Genomic DNA, 19,341 nt, shown 5'->3' on the forward strand with positions numbered 1-19,341 from the left:
AAGATATAAGATTAATCTCAAGAGAGTAAAAAACAGACAGGAAGAAAATCAAAAAAAGTCTATATTTCACTTTGCCCGCGCCGCTAAAGTCCCTGATAATGCGCCGCGTTCATGTCCTCAAAATGGCGTAACGTCCTATGCTACATTTATTTGCCGGTCTGGATTTACATACCGGACTATTACTATTGCTTGCTTTAGCTTTCGTGCTGTTTTACGAAGCGATTAACGGCTTTCATGATACCGCAAACGCGGTTGCAACTGTGATTTACACACGCGCAATGCGGTCGCAACTTGCTGTTGCGATGGCGGCCCTCTTCAACTTCTTCGGCGTGCTGTTAGGTGGCCTTAGCGTCGCTTATGCCATCGTGCATATGCTGCCGACCGACCTGCTGCTTAATATGGGTTCCGCACATGGCCTCGCCATGGTGTTCTCTATGTTGCTAGCCGCGATTATCTGGAACCTCGGCACCTGGTATTTTGGTCTGCCAGCCTCCAGTTCACATACGCTGATCGGCGCTATCATCGGTATTGGTTTAACCAATGCGTTGATGACGGGCACCTCAGTGGTTGACGCGCTGAATATTCCGAAAGTGCTCGGAATTTTCGGTTCGCTTATCATCTCGCCGATCGTCGGCCTGGTGGTTGCAGGCGGGCTGATTTTCATTCTGCGTCGCTACTGGAGCGGTACTAAAAAACGCGCCCGTATCCACCTGACCCCGGCAGAACGTGAAAAGAAAGACGGTAAGAAAAAGCCGCCATTCTGGACCCGTATTGCGCTGATTCTGTCGGCTATTGGCGTATCGTTTTCGCACGGTGCCAACGATGGTCAGAAAGGCATTGGTCTGGTCATGCTGGTGCTTATCGGCGTCGCTCCGGCGGGCTTCGTGGTCAACATGAACGCCTCCGGCTATGAAATCACCCGGACTCGTGATGCGGTCAACAACGTGGAAACCTTCTTCCAGCAGCGCCCTGAGCTGTTGAAGAAAGTCACCGGCGTTGACCAACTGGTACCGTCTCCGGATGCCAGCGCGACGCCAAACGGCGGTGAATTCCATTGCCACCCGGCGAACACCATCAACGCCCTGGACCGTGTGAAGACCGCGTTGACCGGTATCGAAAGCTATGACGCCCTTTCGGTCGATCAGCGTGCTCAGCTGCGCCGCATTATGCTGTGCATCTCCGATACCACCGACAAAGTCGCGAAGCTTCCGGAAGTGAATGCAGACGATCAGCGCCTGCTGAAGAAACTGAAAACCGATATGCTGAGCACCATCGAGTACGCGCCAATCTGGATCATTATGGCGGTTGCGCTGGCGCTGGGTATCGGCACCATGATCGGCTGGCGCCGCGTGGCGACCACTATCGGTGAGAAAATTGGTAAGAAAGGCATGACCTACGCACAAGGTATGTCAGCCCAGATGACCGCCGCCGTATCGATTGGTCTGGCGAGCTATACCGGTATGCCGGTTTCTACCACCCACGTGCTCTCCTCCTCTGTTGCGGGGACGATGCTCGTCGATGGCGGTGGCCTGCAGAGAAAAACCGTCACCAGCATTCTGATGGCGTGGGTTCTCACCTTACCGGCCGCAATTCTGCTCTCCGGCGGATTGTACTGGCTCTCGCTGAAGCTTATCTAACGCGGGTATCAGCACATGATAAAAACGGGTCAGGAAACTGGCCCGTTTTTTTTATCTGGCAACCGGTCAGTGCCAGATCAACAGCGCGATCAGACTCACCACCACCAGACCACAGAGCGCGCTGGTCAGGATAAATTGCCGCCGTACCCGCTCGCAGCGACGAATAAACTCATCATCATGATGATCGCGATAACGCTGGCCGTAGATATACCAAACCAGACGCATCTGTTTACCCGGCTGCCCATGCGAGGTGAAAAAGCCGCCACCATCGACATATTGATAAAGCAAGGGATCGCAACCACGTAGCACAACCAATAACGCACGCAGTGAAGAGAAGTAGCGTGCCATATTCACCACACAAACGATACACAGGGCCCAAAACAGCGCAATAGTGCTGATCATACGTCCTCCCCGGCGACCCACCCTCGGAGACGTCTCCGGGGCTAGCGCTCCCCAATACCCAACCCAACATACAATACAAGAGTGAGATACCGATCACGTTTATTTATCCGATCGGCTCATTAAATAGTGTAGGAGATCAGTCAATTTTTTTACCACAAGGTTAATCGTTATCAATACGTAAGACGGATATATTTGTTTAACTTTTGGTGGACCAGGTGCATTGACGGAGCGCGAGGGGCGCTATAAGGTAGAAATATCTTCTACAATTAAGTCCTTAACAGGCTGAACCCCCGCGGATTAGCGCGCAGGACGCGGGCGAAGCGACAGCACCAGCTGTCTGGTCCAATGGTCATCGACAACTTATGGAAGGAGTAACACTATGGCTTACAAACATATTCTTATTGCAGTAGACCTCTCCCCGGAAAGCAAAGTGCTGGTAGAAAAAGCCGTTTCAATGGCCCGACCTTACAATGCCAAGGTTTCTCTGATTCACGTAGATGTGAATTACTCCGACCTCTACACCGGTCTGATCGATGTCAACCTGGGTGACATGCAGAAACGCATTTCCGAAGAGACCCACCACGCGCTGAGCGAACTGTCCACCAATGCGGGCTACCCGATTACCGAAACCCTGAGCGGCAGCGGCGATCTCGGTCAGGTGCTGGTTGATGCGATTAAAAAATACGATATGGACCTGGTGGTCTGCGGTCACCATCAGGATTTCTGGAGCAAGCTGATGTCCTCCGCACGCCAGCTGATCAACACCGTTCATGTCGATATGCTGATTGTTCCGCTGCGCGACGAAGAAGACGAATAACCGTCGCTCTGTAGACCAGCAGAATGCCAACGCCCGCTATTGCGGGCGTTGTTGTTTTTACGGGGCGTGAACCGGCCTGAACGCTATTTCTCATGGTATCCCTCCCTCGCCTCCCCCTCAAAATCATTCCAGAACATCAATCCACAAAATTATTAATGATTAGTGTGATCAACCAATTATAAGAAATATAATTCGTATAATAATCTACAAACATAGCAAATTACCGAATCATTGCACTTAAGAATACTTTTTCAGCGCGTTCTGGCATACGCGTTCATACTTTTTTGGGATAGAACTTTAAGGCGAAGGAATATGAAAACTACTGCACCTACTGGGTTGTTGCAGCAACCACGGCCGTTCTTCATGATTTTTTTTGTGGAATTATGGGAGCGATTTGGCTATTACGGCGTCCAGGGGATTCTGGCCGTCTTCTTTGTTAAACAGCTCGGATTTTCTCAGGAACAGGCATTTATTACCTTTGGTGCCTTTGCGGCGCTGGTGTATGGCCTGATCTCTATCGGTGGCTATGTCGGTGACCATCTGCTCGGCACCAAACGCACGCTGGTTCTCGGCGCAGTGGTGCTGGCGCTGGGCTACTTTATGACCGGGATGTCGCTGCTCAAGCCCGACCTGATTTTTATCGCTCTGGGGACTATCGCCGTCGGCAACGGCCTGTTTAAAGCCAACCCCGCCAGCCTGCTGTCAAAATGCTACCCGCCCAAAGACGCGCGTCTTGATGGGGCCTTCACCCTGTTTTATATGTCGATTAATATCGGCTCGCTGCTGTCACTGTCGCTGGCCCCGGTGATCGCCGAAAAGTTTGGCTATGCCGTCACCTATAACCTGTGCGGCGCGGGGCTGATTATCGCGCTGCTGGTCTATTTCGCCTGTCGGGGAATGGTCAAAGATATCGGTTCTGAACCGGACCATCGTCCCTTAGTACTGCGTAACCTGCTGTATGTCCTGGTGGGTACGGTGGCGATGGTGTTCCTCTGCGCCTGGCTGCTGCATAACGTCAAAATTGCCAACCTGGTGCTGATTGTGCTTTCCATTGTGGTGATCATTTTCTTCTTCCGCGAGGCCTTCAAACTCGATAAGACCGGGCGCAATAAAATGTTTGTCGCCTTTATCCTGATGCTGGAGGCGGTGCTGTTTTACATTCTGTACGCGCAGATGCCGACCTCGCTCAACTTCTTCGCCATTAATAACGTCCATCACGACATTCTCGGCATCACCATTAACCCGGTGAGCTTCCAGGCGCTGAACCCGTTCTGGGTAGTGGTAGCCAGCCCGGTACTGGCGGCGATATACACGCGCCTGGGCAATAAAGGCAAAGACCTGACCATGCCGATGAAGTTTACCCTCGGGATGTTTTTATGTTCGCTGGGATTCCTGACCGCGGCGGCGGCAGGGATTTGGTTTGCCGATGCCCAGGGGCTGACGTCACCGTGGTTTATCGTGCTGGTGTACCTGTTCCAGAGCCTCGGTGAATTGCTGATTAGCGCCCTCGGCCTGGCGATGGTCGCCGCGCTGGTGCCGCAGCATTTGATGGGCTTTATTCTGGGGATGTGGTTCCTGACTCAGGCGGCCGCTTTCCTGATGGGCGGCTATGTTGCGACCTTCACCGCCGTGCCGGAAAACATCACCGACCCGCTGCAAACCCTACCGATCTACACCAACGTCTTCGGCAAGATTGGCCTGGTGACGCTGGGAGTGACAATAGTGATGGCAATTCTGGTGCCGTGGCTCAACCGGATGATCAATACGCCGACCAGCGACCAGTAACGCTATGGTTTGGTTAACCTCAGCGGACAACACGGCTGGGGTTAACCTTTGCGCGCGGCAATCCAGTCCTGTACTTCGATAACAAACTCGTCCGGCGCTTTGCGGTACATCTTACGCGCCAGGTCCAGAATCGTATGCTGTCCCAGGGCCTCTTCCATGCGCTGCTGGGCCATATCCATCACCGATCGCACGCCGCAGATCCCTTCGCAGGCCCATTCCGGCGGGCGTTCGTCAAACACCGCCAGCCGCTGGCGAATTTCCCGACACTCAAAAATGCGCTTATCGCCATCAATGGCGTTCACCACATCGAGTACCGTGATGTGTTCCGCCGGCTTCGCCAGCTGGAATCCGCCGCCCTTACCTTCCGTGCTGCGCACCAGGCCGGCCTTCGAGAGGCGGGTAAAGATTTTGGCCAGATAGTCGTAGGGCACGCTTTGCAGATCGGCAATTTCGCGCACGCTCATATCGCGGGCGTCGCCTTTGCTGTCCACCATACACATCAGGCTATGGATGCCGTACTCAACACCGGAACTGTAGAATGCCATGCTCTTATCTCAGCCAAAATAAATCTGAGTTATTGTAGCTTTTTCGCCATAGCCTTGCCACAAGGATAAAAGATCACGTCGACCATAAAATTTTTAAACTTTTTATTATCAATAAGATAAACACAAATCAACCCACCAAGCCCGCTCCGCATCACAAATCAGATTGCAATTACATACTACGACAAATAAAATCCGAGTAAACATATCGTCGTTAACAGTGAGTGAAACCATCATGGGTAAACAAATTCTGGTTGTCGGTGCCGGCTTTGCAGGAATGTGGGCCGCGCTTAGCGCCGCTCGCCTGGCCGATCAACATCAATCACAGGCCGTAGAGATAACGGTGATTGCGCCGCAGCCTGAACTGCGGGTGCGTCCGCGCTTTTATGAAAATGCCGTCGAGACCCTGGTGGCGCCGCTGCAGCCGTTGTTTGACGTAACCGGCGTGCGCTTCCTGCGCGGGACGGTTTCCCGGATCCTTCCGGCCAGCAAAACCGTGACCTGGACCGATGCCAACGGCGTCACGCAGCAGCAGAGCTACGACCGGTTAGTTCTGGCCAGCGGCAGCCACGTCAACCGTTCACTGGTGGCCGGCGCCGATACCCACGCCTTCGATCTCGATCAGCTGGAGAGCGCCAGCGTGCTGGAATCGCACTTGAAATCCCTTGCCCATGAGGCCGACAGTGAGTCACGCAATACCGTGGTCGTGTGCGGCGGCGGCTTCACCGGTATCGAGATGGCGCTGGAGCTGCCCGGCAAATTGCGGGCGATCCTCGGCTCGAATGCTAAGACCAGAGTAGTCGTAGTTGAGCGCGGCCCGCAGCCGGGTTCACGCTACAGCGAAGCCTTGCGCGAGGTTATCGTCCAGGCCTCTGCAGAGCTCGGCGTTGAGTGGCGGGTGAACACTGAAGTTGAGTGTGTCGATGCCGACGGCGTGATGCTGAAAGACGGCCAGAGAATCGCCTCCCGGACCGTTATCTGGACCGTTGGCGTCGAGGCTAACGGCCTGACGGCGCAGATTGATGCCCCACGAGATCGTCTGGGCCGCCTGCATGTGAATACGGCGCTTCAGGTGGTGGGTTATGACGATATCTATGCGACCGGTGACGTGGCCTATGCCGCCACCGATGACAAAGGTAACCATGCGTTGATGACCTGCCAGCACGCGATTTTGCTGGGTAAGTTTGCCGGGAATAACGCGGCTGCCAGCCTGCTCGACGTGACGCCGCTGCCCTATCGTCAGGAAAACTACGTGACCTGTCTCGACCTCGGCGCGTGGGGGGCGGTTTATACCGAAGGCTGGGATCAGCAGGTGAAACTGACCCGGGAAGAGGCGAAAAAGCTGAAGATGTCCATTACCCAGGAGTTGATCTATCCGCCAAAGGCCGAGAAAACCGCCGCCTTTGAGATGGCCGACCCGCTGGCACCGTTTGTCTGATCGCCAAAAACTCCCCAGTTGCGCTGCGCTTAGCGGGGCGACGAATGGTCGCCCGGATAAGGCGCAGTTATGCCACCATCCGGGAACTCCCCCCGGCTAGTCAGGCGTCCCGGCGTAGATATCGAAACGGTGGCCTTTGGTGACCACCGCGTTCGGCGTGGCGACCTCGGCCAGCGGCGGCGCGTAATCCGGGCGTTTCACCACCACCCGTTTAGTTGCCAGCAGTCGTGCCGGCGCCAGCAACCCGTCGGCATCCAGGTCCGGTCCCACCAGCGACTGAAACACGCGCATCTCTTTCTTCACCAGCGCGCTTTTCTGCTTGTGCGGGAACATCGGGTCCAGATAGACCACCTGCGGACGCGGTGTAATATCCGTCAGCGCCGTCAGGCTGGAAGCATGAATCAACTGCAAACGCTCGCGTAACCACGGGCCGATTTCCGGGTCGGCATAGCCGCGTGTCAGCCCGTCATCAAGCAGAGCCGCCACCACCGGATTGCGCTCCAGCATCCGCACCCGGCAGCCGACCGCCGCCAGCACGAAGGCATCTCGCCCCAGTCCCGCCGTCGCATCCACCACCTCTGGCAGGTAGTCACCTTTCACGCCAACGGCCTTCGCCACCGCTTCACCGCGACCGCCGCCAAATTTACGCCGGTGGGCCATGGCTCCGCCGACAAAATCAACGAAGATCCCGCCGAGCTTCGGCTCATCGCGTTTGCGCAGTTCCAGATGCTCCGGAGTCATCACCAGCGCCATCGGGTTGTCATCATCCTGTTCCAGCCCCCAGCGAGCTGCAAGAACAGATAAGGCGCCGTCTCCGGCGCCTGTTTCATCTACTAAGCAGATTTTCACGTCCACTTTACCCTAAGTAATTCAAGTTGCATCGAGACAACAAATGAATGAATCCCTGGGAACGTACAGCACGTACGCGACCAGGGTGAGTGAGTGCCGTTGCCGAAGAGGCAGCTTTAAGAACGACGGGTAAATTAGCCCTTGATCCCGTAGTGTTCGAGCATTGCGTCCAGCTGCGGCTCGCGCCCACGGAAGCGTTTGAACAGCACCATTGGCTCTTCGGAACCGCCGCGGCTCAGGATGTTATCGAGGAACGACTGACCGGTTTCGCGGTTGAAAATCCCCTCTTCTTCAAAGCGAGAGAAGGCGTCTGCCGCCAGCACGTCGGCCCACAGATAGCTGTAGTAACCTGCCGCATAACCACCGGCAAAGATATGGCTGAAGGCGTGCGGGAAGCGACCCCATGACGGCCCCGGCACCACGGCCACCTGCTTTTTGATTTCCGCGAGGGTCTCGAGAATTTTCGCCCCCTGCTCCGGCTGGTATTCCGCATGCAGACGGAAGTCGAACAGGCCGAACTCCAGCTGACGCAGGATAAACAGCGCCGCCTGGTAGTTTTTCGCGGCCAGCATTTTGTCCAGCAGCGCCTGCGGCAGCGGCTCACCGGTTTCATAGTGGCCAGAGATAAACGCCAGCGCTTCCGGCTCCCAGCACCAGTTTTCCATAAACTGGCTCGGCAGTTCGACCGCATCCCATGGCACCCCGCTGATGCCGGATACCCCGGCGGTATCAATCCGGGTCAGCATATGGTGCAGACCGTGACCGAACTCGTGGAACAGGGTGATCACTTCGTCGTGGGTAAACAGCGCCGGCTTGCCGTTCACCGGGCGGTTGAAGTTACAGGTCAGATAGGCAACCGGTTTTTGCAGCGAACCGTCGAGTTTACGCATCTGGCCAACGCAGTCATCCATCCACGCCCCGCCGCGCTTATGTTCACGCGCGTACAGGTCGAGATAGAAGCTGCCGCGCAGCTCGTTGCTCTCATCATACAGTTCGAAGAAACGAACCTCCGGGTGCCAGACGTCAATGTCCGTGCGCTCTTTGGCAGTGATCCCGTAAATGCGCTTAACCACTTCGAACAGGCCATTAACGGCTTTGTTTTCCGGGAAGTACGGACGCAGTTGCTCATCGCTGATGCTGTAGAGATGCTGCTTCTGTTTTTCGCTGTAGTAAGCAATATCCCAAGGCTGCAGCTCGTCAACGCCATATTCGGCTTTGGCGAAGGCGCGCAGCTGGGCCAGCTCTTTCTCGCCCTGCGGACGTGCGCGTTTTGCCAGGTCGGTCAGGAAGTCGAGCACCTGTTGCGGGTTCTCGGCCATTTTGGTCGACAGCGATTTAAAGGCGTAGCTTTCAAAGCCCAGCAACTGGGCCAGTTCGTGGCGCAGCGCGAGGATTTCCGCCATCACCGGGCTGTTATCCCATTTACCGGCATTCGGCCCCTGGTCTGACGCACGGGTAGAATAGGCCCGGTACAGCTCTTCGCGCAGTGACTGGTTGTCGCAGTAGGTCATCACCGGTAGATAGCTCGGGATATCCAGGGTCAGCAGATAGCCTTCCTGCTCTTTCGCCTGGGCCTGGGCCTGAGCCGCCGCCAGCGCGCTTTCCGGCATCCCGGCCAGCTCGGCTTCGTCGGTCACCAGCTTGCTCCAGCCCATGGTGGCGTCGAGGACGTTGTTACTGTACTGGTTGCCAAGCTCAGACAGACGCGCAGCAATCTCGCCGTAACGTTGCTGTTGCTCTTTGGCAAGACCAATACCGGACAGTTCGAAATCACGCAGCGCGTTATCGACCGCTTTCTTCTGGGCAGTATTCAGGGTGGCGTAATGGTCGCCATCACGCAGATCGCGGTAGGCTTTGTACAGGCCTTCGTGCTGGCCGACCCAGGTGCTGTATTCCGACAGCAGCGGCAGGGTTTGCTCGTAGGCTTCACGCAGTTCCGGGCTGTTTTTCACCGAGTTCAGGTGGCTGACCGGGGAGAAGATACGTCCCAGTACGTCGTCCACTTCAGCCAGCGGCTGGCAGAGGGTTTCCCAGCTGTACGGCGCTCCTTGCGCCACCACGCTTTCTACCGATGCCCGGCAGTCGTCCAGCGCTTTGCTGACCGCAGGGACCACATGTTCCGGCTTGATCGCAGAAAAAGGCGGCAAAGAAAAAGGCGTCAGTAATGGATTGGTCATAAGCGCAGTCCTGTTGAAAAGGGTAAATGAAGCGCGCGTTCCGGCGCTTTAGCATGAGATCTAGAATGGGGGATAGTTGGGTGAATTTCAATGTCGTGCAATGCTCAGCGCCGGGTATTGCTGTAATAAGCCCGGCCGTTGAGCAAAATCCCGGCTGGCGCGATGCTTCGCCGGGATATGTGAGATTAATGCGCTTTCTGCGCCATCTGATACGCCGCCGGTAGATTCAGGCGTTGCCAGAACTGCTGGTCGGCGGTCTCGCCCGACAGCGGGTAGCCCGCCGGGAGCGCAGTTTTCACCATCAACGCCCGACGCTGCGCCCCTGAAAGATGCGGCAGTGCGGTCTCCAGCAGTACCTCCGCCCCTTCAGGCACTGCCATCCCCGGCTTTTCGCCCTTCTGCTGCGCCAGGTTATAGGTCATGGTGAACAGGTAAAAGGCGTTCATGGCCGGATCGCGATAGGGATCGTCTTTCCCGGCGGATTTTGCGCATTCGGCAAGCGACGTGCCGCACTCTTTTTCCAGCGCCGCGCGCAGCTGATCGCGCGCCTCATTGAATAGCGCGTGATACTTCGCGTCGTTGAGGTAGTGCGCGACGTTACGTTGCGCCACCATCCGCGACCCCATCACATCCAGCGGGTAATGTACGCCAAGCACGATACGGGAGTAGCCGTAGCGCGCGCCGCGCGTCACCAGGGCATCAAAGCGCTCAGGTATCATCTCGGCCATCAGCAAGGCATCGGTATAGCCGGTATTGGTGTGTCCGCTGGGGAACGAGCCGCCGTCGGCGGTATAGGGTTGGTTATCCTTGACCACCACGTCGTCCGGCACCAGATGAATAGTATTGCCCTGAATCAGGAACGGGCGCGGATTGTTAAAATGCTTTTTCGCCGCCCCGGTGCTGACTTCACTGGCCTTAATCAACGCCGCCGCTTTGCCCAGCTCGCCTTTATCGTAGGCGGTGAGGAAGGCTTTCCCCAGCCGCGGGCCCAGCGCATCGCTGAGGAAGTAGAGATAGCTAATCCCTTCCGCATCCGCCAGTGCCTGATGACGGGCCGCCTGAGTGGCATCACGGTTAATGGCGGTGACGGTAGCGAGGTTATCTTTCACCACCGAATCAGGGAGTTTGCTGAATGCCGAAAGCAGCTCAATCCCCGCCTGCTGGTTCGCTTTAGCCTGAAAATCGTAGCCGCTGGCCTTCAGCCAGGCCTTGTCTGCCTGAGTTTTACTCTGTTTCGCGTGCTCCAGTTGGTCGCGGGTGAGCGTTGCGGCATCCCCTTTCAGCGCCGCGCGTAGCCGGGTCAACGTCTGACTTTCGAGGTCGTCAAAGGCCGGGCTGGCCGCCGCGGGGGTGACGCTGCTGGCGATCGCCGCCGCCTGGTTCAACGGAATCTCTTTTGCCAGTGCCGGTAGCGCCAGGATCAGTGCTGATGTCAAAAGTGTGATTTGCAGTTTCATTATTTTTCCTTTTATTCAAACAATTACCTTGCCTGCTCGCGACGCTAGCGCGGATTTTTGACACTTTTATGACTCATTCACGTTTTGCAACCCTTTCATCACGATTGAAACAGCATGGCACCGCAGCGGTAATCTGGGCGGATCTGCGGTAAACTATCGGTAATCTTGTTCAATTCCCGGAATCTCTGCATCCATGCTCAGTTATCGCCACAGCTTTCACGCAGGCAACCACGCCGACGTCCTTAAACACACCGTTCAGAGTCTGATCATTGAATCGCTGAAAGAGAAAGAAAAACCGTTTCTCTACCTGGACACCCACGCTGGCGCGGGTCGCTATCAGCTGAGCGGCGAACACGCCGAACGCACCGGTGAATACCTCGAAGGGATCGCCCGCATCTGGCAGCAGGACGACCTGCCGGCCGAGATGGAAGCCTATATTTCCGTGCTCCAGCATTTCAACCGCAGCGGTCAGCTGCGCTACTATCCGGGCTCTCCGCTGATTGCCCGCCAGCTGCTGCGCGAGCAGGACAGCCTGGATCTGACCGAACTGCACCCGAGCGATTTCCCGCTGCTGCGTTCTGAATTTCAGAAAGACAACCGCGCGCGGGTGGCTAAGGCCGATGGCTATCAGCAACTGAAGGCGAAGCTTCCACCCGTCTCCCGTCGTGGCCTGGTGCTTATCGACCCGCCGTATGAAATTAAAAGCGATTACCAGGCCGTGGTGGCCGGGATCCATGAAGGCTATAAACGCTTTGCCACAGGCACCTACGCGCTGTGGTATCCGGTGGTCCTGCGTGCGCAAATTAAACGCATGATCAAAGAGCTGGAAGCCACCGGCATTCGCAAAATCATGCAAATTGAACTCGCCGTGCGCCCGGATAGCGACCAGCGCGGCATGACCGCTTCCGGGATGATCGTTATCAACCCGCCGTGGAAGCTGGAACAGCAGATGAACAACGTGCTGCCGTGGCTGCATAAGAAGCTGTCGCCGACGGGAAATGGCCATGCCACCGTCAGTTGGATCGTCCCTGAGTAATCGCAACCATCGGTGGAACCTTTTACGCCTCGCGCTACAATCGCGGTCAATCAACGATTAAGAGCCTGCTCGACAGGCTCTTCTAAGGATATACGCTATGAGCAAACATTATGACTACATCGCTATCGGCGGCGGCAGCGGCGGTATCGCCTCCATTAACCGTGCGGCAATGTATGGCCAAAAGTGCGCGCTGATTGAAGCTAAAGATCTGGGCGGCACCTGCGTGAACGTCGGCTGCGTACCGAAGAAAGTGATGTGGCATGCGGCGCAGATTCGCGAAGCGATTCATCTGTACGGTCCGGATTACGGTTTCGACGCCACCATCAATCACTTCGACTGGGATAAGCTGGTCGCCAGCCGCAGCGCGTATATCGATCGTATTCATACCTCTTACGACAACGTGCTGGGCAAAAACAAGGTCGATGTGATCAAAGGCTTTGCCCGTTTTGTCGACGCGCATACCGTGGAAGTGAACGGCGAGACCATCACCGCCGATCATATCCTGATTGCCACCGGCGGCCGTCCGAGCCATCCGTCGATTCCGGGCGCTGAGTATGGCATCGACTCCGACGGTTTCTTCGAACTGCCGGCACTGCCAAAACGCGTTGCCGTGGTCGGTGCGGGCTATATCGCCGTTGAGCTGGCGGGCGTGATCAATGGCCTGGGTGCCGAAACCCACCTGTTCGTGCGTAAACACGCGCCGCTGCGCAGCTTCGATCCGCTGATCGTCGACACGCTGGTTGAGGTAATGAACGCCGAAGGGCCGCAGCTGCACACCACTTCAATCCCGAAAGCGGTAGTGAAAAACGCGGACGGCAGCCTGACGCTGGCGCTGGAAGATGGCCGTAGCCAGACCGTCGATTGCCTGATCTGGGCCATCGGTCGTGAACCGGCGAACGACAATATCAACCTGGCAGCCGCTGGCGTAAAAACCAACGACAAAGGCTATATCGCGGTAGATAAATTCCAGAACACCAACGTGGCAGGCATCTACGCCGTGGGCGATAACACCGGTGCGGTCGAGCTGACGCCGGTGGCGGTAGCCGCGGGTCGTCGCCTGTCCGAACGTCTGTTCAACAACAAGCCGGACGAACATCTGGACTACAGCAATATCCCAACCGTAGTCTTCAGCCACCCGCCGATCGGCACCGTCGGTTTAACCGAACCGCAGGCGCGCGAGCAGTATGGCGATGACGCCGTGAAGGTCTATAAATCCTCCTTCACCGCCATGTACACCGCCGTAACCTCACACCGCCAGCCGTGCCGCATGAAGCTGGTTTGCGTCGGTCCGGAAGAGAAGATTGTCGGCATTCACGGCATCGGTTTCGGCATGGATGAAATGCTGCAGGGCTTCGCGGTCGCGCTGAAAATGGGCGCAACCAAGAAGGACTTCGACAACACCGTGGCGATTCACCCGACCGCAGCGGAAGAGTTCGTCACCATGCGTTAATCCTCCCGGCCCCGTGTTCTCACGGGGCTTTTTTTGTCGGCTCCTGATTTTGCAGGATCGCGTGACCGATGTAGTTACTCCAGTTAAAGCTATTTTGCAGCACCACCACCGCATTCTGATGCACTTTATCGAAACCGATATAGCTGGCATAGCCGCCGATATACCCCACCTGATAGGTAATTTTCTGCTCGCCAAGGGTATCGGTTACCCAGGCAATATTGGCCGCCTCTTTTTCCCGCGCATAGTACTCGACGCTGACGTCGGCAAAAGCCTTATCCAACGCGGCATGATGGGTCGGTGAGAAATGGGCGCGGGCGTATTCAATCAGGTCGCGGGCGTTGCTGTACAGGCTCGCCGCCCCCACCATGTTGTTGCTGAACTGCCAGTCCGGGGTCAACGCGCCGCGAGATTTAAACTTCGGCTGGTCGCCCGCATGGCCAAGGGCCCGCTGCGGATAGCCGCGCAGCGTCTGTGGCGCATAGCTGGTATTGCGCATTGCCAGCGGCTGAAAAATCATCCGCGACGCCAGGGTTTCCACCGACTCACCGGTTTGATAGTTGAGGATGTAGCCGAGGATCGCGTAGCCCAGATTGGAGTATTCGGGTTCACGGCTTGCGGGAGCGTTAAAGGTGCTCAGATAGCCCAGCACCTTGTCGCTATCCAGCTCATGGTAGAAGTTTTCGCCGTCGCTCAGATAGGCCAGCAGATGTTCCAGCGACAGCAGGTTCATTGGCTGACGCGGCAGGCCGGAAGTGTGGGTCACCAGCTGTAACAGGGTGATTTTTTTAGCATCATTGCTCAGCGGCGTGCCTGGAGGCAGCAACGTGAGCAGCGTATCATCCCAGTGCAGCCGCCCTTCGTTCACCAGCAAGGTTATCACTTCGGCGGTGGTCCCTTTGCTCAGGGAGCCCAGCGCAAAAAGCGTGTCCGGGGCGATCGGGTACTGGTTTTTACTGTCGGTTACCCCATAGCAGTGAAATTCTGCCGGGCCATTATGATGGATGATCGCCACCACCACGCCACTGACCTGCTTTTGCTGCATATAGCGGGTGACGAAGGCATCGACGGGCATCGGTTGCCCGTTTTGCGCAACCAGAGTGGTGGCATCAGAGGGAACGCTCATTTGCGAGAGCGTTCCGGAGCATCCTACAAGCAGCAGTGACGCCAATAACACAGGGCTCAGCTGCCTGTTCAAACCATACCTTCCTGCCGTACTGAAACCAATGGGGAGAAGCCAAGAGGCCTGGATCGTAACGGCTGTCAACGCTCATTGCAAAGCGAACAGGCTGAAAATATCACCGTTTTTATCCAATTCTGGACATCTTTTCCCCATCACGCCGTACCATTATTGCCATGACGCATAAATGCCGGACGTTGGTTCAGCGCCATATACCAGTGCTCCACTGCCGGCATCTCCGGATGGGCAAACGGGGTCATTTTCCAGCGATGCACCGACAGGCCAAGCACAATATCCGCTAGCGTAAAATGCGCCCCCGTGACCCAGCCACCGGTTTGCTGAAGCTGCGACTCGACGATCTGTACGCAGCGGGTCCACGCCGCAATACTCTCTTTGAGCGCCGCCGGATCCTGAAAACGCGGGTCTTTACGCACCAGGCCCATAAACGCATAGCGCCAGGCATTGTTGAACTCGGTGGCCTGCCAGTCCATCCAGCGTTCAACATCCGCTGCCTGTCGTGGCGCCACGGGCAGCAGATCTTCCCGTCCGGCTTTGCGCGCCAGATAGCGGCAGATACTGTTGGACTCCCACAGAACCACATCGTCATCCAGCAGCACCGGCACCAGACCGTTGGGGTTAAGGGCGAGAAACGCCGCCGTGTCGGTCGGCTGGAAGCCGCTGCCGTAATCCTCCTGCTGATACTCCAGCCCTGCTTCCTCGCAGGTCCATAACACTTTACGCACGTTAATTGAGGTGCGTTTGCCCAGTATGCTTAGCATTGTGAATTCCTTTAGCGATGAGACGTCTCTTTCACCCTACTCTAAAAGGCAGCTTGAAGTATTTCGGGTATAGTTGATTTCAGTCTTTTTTGCTGACACAGGAACCCGCCATGCTGACTCCGTTTAACGTTTTAACGCCGGGCAATATCCGTTTTGGTCGCGGTCTTGCCGGGAGCGCCGCCCCCTGGCTGGCGCAGCATACCGCTCAGGTCCTCCTGATCCACGGCGCCAGCCCGCAACGGGCGCAGTTTTTACTGGACGCCCTTCATGCCCAGGAAATCCATGTAGTGACCCTGTCCGTCACCCGAGAACCCTGTCTGGAAGATATCGAACAGGGGGTACGTCTGGCGCGTGAACAGGGCATCGGCGCGGTGGTCAGCCTCGGCGGCGGCGCGGTAATCGACGCGGGGAAAGCCATTGCCGCGCTGGTGCCAGCATCCGGGCCGGTGATTGATTATCTGGAAGTGGTGGGCAACGGGCGGCAATTAGAAGCGCAGCCGCTGCCGTTTGTTGCGATCCCAACCACCGCCGGCACCGGCGCGGAAGTGACGAAGAATGCGGTGATTAACGTCACCCAGCAGCAGCGCAAAGTCAGCCTGCGCGATGACCGCATGCTACCGGACCTGGCGATTGTCGACCCGGCGCTCACCGATAACTCCCCGCGCGCGGTGACGCTCGGCTCCGGCCTTGATGCCATCACCCAGCTCATCGAACCCTGGCTGTGTACCCGGGCGAATCCCTTCACCGATGCACTGTGCCGGGCGGCTATTCCGCGGGGGATCAAGGCGCTCAATACGCTGATGACAAAAGAGTGTCCGGACAGCCGTGATGAGATGGCCTGGGTCAGCCTGTGCGGTGGCCTGGCGCTGGCCAATGCCGGACTTGGCGTGATCCACGGGCTGGCTGGCCCGTTGGGTGGCCTGAGCCCTGCTTCACACGGCGCGCTCTGCGGCAGCCTGCTGCCTTACGGGCTTGCGCTCAATGAGTCGCAGATTAGCGATCCTGCAATCCGCGGGCGCTTTGCCGAGGTCCGGCAGTGGCTGGCTGACGGGCTGAACATCGAGGCGGAAACGGCCTGGGATAGCCTGCGCGACTGGAGCCGTCGCGCCGGGCTGGGGAATCTGCGCGATCTGGGAGTGCCGCACGAGGCCCTGGAACCCGCGGCGCTGGCCGCCAGCAGCTCTTCATCAATGAAAGCCAACCCAGCACGTCTCGATAGCGAACAGATGCTGGAGATGCTAGAGGCGGCCTGGGACTGATTTCCCCATCCCATTCGCCATAATTAGATTTTGTTGCAAAAACGATGGCGCCGCAGCCGGATGCTCATGGCGGCACCATTGCGAATATTTTATGTTTAAAATCAGTAAATTATAAAATACATCGTTGCCTTCTCTCGCTGATAACTGTGACGCGACGCACAGTTTTTCTCCCGAACACCGAAGCGAATGACTACGCTTATTAATCAGGCCGGGAGAGGCCCGGCGCCCTGAACTGACGCGATCCGGAGGTCCGTATCACTATGTCCAGCCAGACATTACGCAACGATAATGGCAACGCGCTGCCGATCGAAGACGAACTGCGCTACGGCGTCGATCCGTATGAGTTAAAACTGGATGAAATGTTCGATGCTGAACCGGAGCCGGAGATCATCGAAGGCTTTCCGGCCTCGGATGCCCTGACGCCCGCCGACCGTTATCTGGAGCTGTTTACCCACGTTCAGCGCTCGCGCATCTTTGCCGACAGCAAAACCTTCCCCGACTGTGCGCCCAGGCAGGATCCGCTGGATATTTTGATCTCCTATCGTCGGCAAAAGCGGGTGCCGGGGTTCGATCTGCGACAGTTCGTCGAAGATCACTTCTGGCTGCCGGATCATCGGGCGGAAGATTACATCTCCGATCCCGATCGATCGCTGAAAGAGCATATCGATCACCTTTGGCCGTTCCTCACCCGCGAGCCGCAGGACCATATTCCCTGGTCGTCGCTGCTGGCGCTGCCGCAGTCGTATATCGTGCCCGGCGGGCGCTTTAGCGAAACCTACTACTGGGACTCCTATTTCACCATGCTGGGGCTGGCGGAAAGCGGCCGCGAGGACCTGCTGAAATGCATGGCGGATAACTTTGCCTGGATGATCGAGACCTACGGGCATATCCCCAACGGCAACCGCACCTATTATCTCAGCCGCTCGCAGCCGCCGGTCTTTGCCCTGATGGTGGAGCTGTTTGAGGAAGATGGCGTACGCGGAGCGCGGCGTTATCTCGATCATCTGAAGCTGGAGTACCAGTTCTGGATGGACGGCGCCGAATCGTTAATCCCCAACCAGGCCTATCGCCATGTGGTGCGTATGCCGGACGGCTCGCTGCTGAACCGCTACTGGGACGACCGGGATACGCCGCGCGATGAATCCTGGCGAGAAGATGTCGAAACCGCAAGGCACTCCGGACGCCCGGCCAATGAGGTCTATCGCGATCTGCGCGCCGGTGCCGCCAGCGGCTGGGACTATTCCAGCCGCTGGCTACGCGAAATGACCCGGCTGGCGAGCATCCGCACCACCCAGTTCATCCCTATCGATTTGAACGCGTTCTTGTTCAAACTGGAAAACACCATCGCCAATCTTAGCGGACTCAATGGCGACCGGGAGGTGGAAGCCGCTTTCCGCCACAAGGCCAGCGAGCGTCGGGCTGCGGTAAACCGCTATCTGTGGGACGAGGAGAGCGGTTGCTTTCGCGACTACGACTGGCGGCGTGAGCAGCTGGCGCTGTTTTCCGCCGCCAGCATCGTGGCGCTGTATGTCGGAATGGCCACCCACGAACAGGCGAACCGGTTGGCCGCGGCGGTCCGCGCCCGCCTGTTAACCCCCGGTGGGATTATGGCCACCGAGTACGACAGCGGAGAGCAGTGGGATAAGCCCAACGGCTGGGCGCCGTTGCAATGGATGGCGGTGCAGGGCTTTAAAATGTATGGCCAGGACGCGCTCGGCGACGAAATCGCCCACAGCTGGCTGCGCACTGTGAACCATTTCTACAAGCAGCACCATAAGCTGATTGAGAAATACCATATCGCCAGCAGCGTTCCCCATGCCGGTGGCGGCGGCGAATATCCGTTGCAGGATGGCTTTGGCTGGACCAACGGCGTGGTGCGTCGGCTGATCGGGCTTTACGGCGAACCCTTATAACCAGGTGCTATTCCGCCCGCTCAGGTCCTGTTATCGTCATACAACAACTCCCCGCAGGAATCGTTGTATGACCGAACTGATTACGCCACGACTGCACTGCTCACCGCTGAAGCTGGAAGACTGGTCTTTTTTTCTCACGCTGCAGCGGGATCCGCAGGTGATGCTCTATATCGCCGATACGCGCCCGCTGTCAGAAATCCGAGAGGCCTTTGATTCACGCATTCCACCGTGGTCGCCAGGCGCAAAGCAGTGGTTATGTCTGGTCGTGCGCAATCTGGAAACCGGCGTACCGTTGGGCCTGACCGGTTACCGGCACCTGGAGGGCGATTGCGCGGAAGTCGGGTTTTTATTTACCCCCACGGCGCAGGGTCGCGGTTATGGCTATGAATCCCTGCGTGCCCTCTGTGATTTCGCCTTTCACACCGGCGGTATACGGCGCCTGACCGCCACCGTCACCGTCGGAAACATTGCCTCACGCAACCTGCTCCAGAAGATGGGTTTCCTGCAGGAAGGCGAGCTGCGCGAATGCTACTGGCTGAACGGCCGCTGGCACAATGACTGGCTGTTTGGCCTGCTGCGCCGCGATTACCATCCGCCGGAGTGAGCGGCGGCTCCACGCCGCC

The 19,341-nt window shown here is 57.2% G+C and carries 16 protein-coding genes; 9 read left to right on the forward strand and 7 right to left on the reverse strand.

All coding sequences use genetic code 11. The features are described from left to right. Positions 1–137 precede the first annotated feature (137 nt). Positions 138–1,637, forward strand: coding sequence for an inorganic phosphate transporter PitA (gene pitA / locus ACMYSO_RS12580; protein WP_434582635.1), 1,500 nt, complete (start codon positions 138–140; stop codon positions 1,635–1,637). Between the two features lie 66 nt (positions 1,638–1,703). On the opposite strand, the gene uspB is transcribed toward pitA, so the two are convergent. After that, on the reverse strand, positions 1,704–2,039 hold the full coding sequence (gene uspB, locus ACMYSO_RS12585; protein ID WP_123757229.1) for a universal stress protein UspB: 336 nt from the start codon (positions 2,037–2,039) through the stop codon (positions 1,704–1,706). Between the two features lie 379 nt (positions 2,040–2,418). Between uspB and uspA the strand changes: the two genes are divergently transcribed. Together uspA and dtpB are read left to right on the forward strand one after the other, a co-directional pair. Beyond that, positions 2,419–2,856: a universal stress protein UspA gene (gene uspA, locus ACMYSO_RS12590; protein WP_004126268.1), complete on the forward strand. Its 438-nt coding sequence runs from the start codon at positions 2,419–2,421 to the stop codon at positions 2,854–2,856. Between the two features lie 336 nt (positions 2,857–3,192). Beyond that, positions 3,193–4,641, forward strand: a complete 1,449-nt coding sequence (dtpB, locus tag ACMYSO_RS12595; RefSeq protein WP_434587096.1) for a dipeptide/tripeptide permease DtpB — start codon at positions 3,193–3,195, stop codon at positions 4,639–4,641. A 41-nt stretch (positions 4,642–4,682) separates the two neighbouring features. Here dtpB and ACMYSO_RS12600 read toward each other — a convergent pair whose 3' ends face one another. Then, on the reverse strand, positions 4,683–5,186 hold the full coding sequence (locus ACMYSO_RS12600) for an RrF2 family transcriptional regulator (protein ID WP_123757227.1): 504 nt from the start codon (positions 5,184–5,186) through the stop codon (positions 4,683–4,685). Between the two features lie 232 nt (positions 5,187–5,418). On the opposite strand from ACMYSO_RS12600, the gene ACMYSO_RS12605 reads away from it, so the two are divergent. Next, positions 5,419–6,621, forward strand: a complete 1,203-nt coding sequence (locus ACMYSO_RS12605) for an NAD(P)/FAD-dependent oxidoreductase (protein WP_434664993.1) — start codon at positions 5,419–5,421, stop codon at positions 6,619–6,621. 96 nt (positions 6,622–6,717) lie between these two features. Here ACMYSO_RS12605 and rsmJ read toward each other — a convergent pair whose 3' ends face one another. The 3 genes from rsmJ to ACMYSO_RS12620 form a co-directional block, all read right to left on the reverse strand. Further along, positions 6,718–7,470: a 16S rRNA (guanine(1516)-N(2))-methyltransferase RsmJ gene (rsmJ, locus tag ACMYSO_RS12610; protein WP_434664996.1), complete on the reverse strand. Its 753-nt coding sequence runs from the start codon at positions 7,468–7,470 to the stop codon at positions 6,718–6,720. A 134-nt stretch (positions 7,471–7,604) separates the two neighbouring features. Then, positions 7,605–9,647, reverse strand: coding sequence for an oligopeptidase A (prlC, locus tag ACMYSO_RS12615; protein WP_434664999.1), 2,043 nt, complete (start codon positions 9,645–9,647; stop codon positions 7,605–7,607). Between the two features lie 185 nt (positions 9,648–9,832). Beyond that, positions 9,833–11,104 carry an acid phosphatase gene (locus ACMYSO_RS12620; protein ID WP_434665001.1) on the reverse strand — a complete coding sequence of 424 codons (1,272 nt, stop codon included), beginning with the start codon at positions 11,102–11,104 and terminating at the stop codon, positions 9,833–9,835. A gap of 193 nt (positions 11,105–11,297) precedes the next feature. On the opposite strand from ACMYSO_RS12620, the gene ACMYSO_RS12625 reads away from it, so the two are divergent. Together ACMYSO_RS12625 and gorA are read left to right on the forward strand one after the other, a co-directional pair. Further along, complete coding sequence (locus ACMYSO_RS12625; RefSeq protein WP_434665004.1) at positions 11,298–12,140, forward strand: 23S rRNA (adenine(2030)-N(6))-methyltransferase RlmJ; 843 nt, start codon at positions 11,298–11,300, stop codon at positions 12,138–12,140. A gap of 97 nt (positions 12,141–12,237) precedes the next feature. Further along, positions 12,238–13,590: a glutathione-disulfide reductase gene (gorA, locus tag ACMYSO_RS12630; protein ID WP_434665007.1), complete on the forward strand. Its 1,353-nt coding sequence runs from the start codon at positions 12,238–12,240 to the stop codon at positions 13,588–13,590. Positions 13,591–13,609: 19 nt separating this feature from the next. Here the strand turns inward: gorA and ACMYSO_RS12635 are convergent, their stop codons facing one another. Together ACMYSO_RS12635 and ACMYSO_RS12640 are read right to left on the reverse strand one after the other, a co-directional pair. Beyond that, positions 13,610–14,713 (reverse strand): serine hydrolase domain-containing protein, encoded by a 1,104-nt coding sequence (locus tag ACMYSO_RS12635; RefSeq protein WP_434665010.1) that lies wholly within the window; start codon positions 14,711–14,713, stop codon positions 13,610–13,612. Between the two features lie 209 nt (positions 14,714–14,922). Next, on the reverse strand, positions 14,923–15,546 hold the full coding sequence (locus ACMYSO_RS12640; RefSeq protein WP_434665012.1) for a glutathione S-transferase family protein: 624 nt from the start codon (positions 15,544–15,546) through the stop codon (positions 14,923–14,925). Positions 15,547–15,656: 110 nt separating this feature from the next. Between ACMYSO_RS12640 and ACMYSO_RS12645 the strand changes: the two genes are divergently transcribed. The 3 genes from ACMYSO_RS12645 (at position 15,657) to ACMYSO_RS12655 (ending at position 19,322) form a co-directional block, all read left to right on the forward strand. Continuing rightward, positions 15,657–16,805, forward strand: a complete 1,149-nt coding sequence (locus tag ACMYSO_RS12645) for an iron-containing alcohol dehydrogenase (protein WP_434665015.1) — start codon at positions 15,657–15,659, stop codon at positions 16,803–16,805. Between the two features lie 260 nt (positions 16,806–17,065). Continuing rightward, on the forward strand, positions 17,066–18,718 hold the full coding sequence (locus ACMYSO_RS12650; protein ID WP_434665018.1) for an alpha,alpha-trehalase: 1,653 nt from the start codon (positions 17,066–17,068) through the stop codon (positions 18,716–18,718). A gap of 67 nt (positions 18,719–18,785) precedes the next feature. After that, a complete protein-coding gene (locus tag ACMYSO_RS12655) occupies positions 18,786–19,322 on the forward strand; it encodes a GNAT family N-acetyltransferase (protein WP_434665021.1) in 537 nt (178 codons plus the stop codon). The last annotated feature ends 19 nt before the right edge of the window (positions 19,323–19,341 follow it).

It is taken from the genome of Klebsiella sp. B345 (assembly GCF_051131735.1).
Lineage (GTDB): Bacteria > Pseudomonadota > Gammaproteobacteria > Enterobacterales > Enterobacteriaceae > Klebsiella.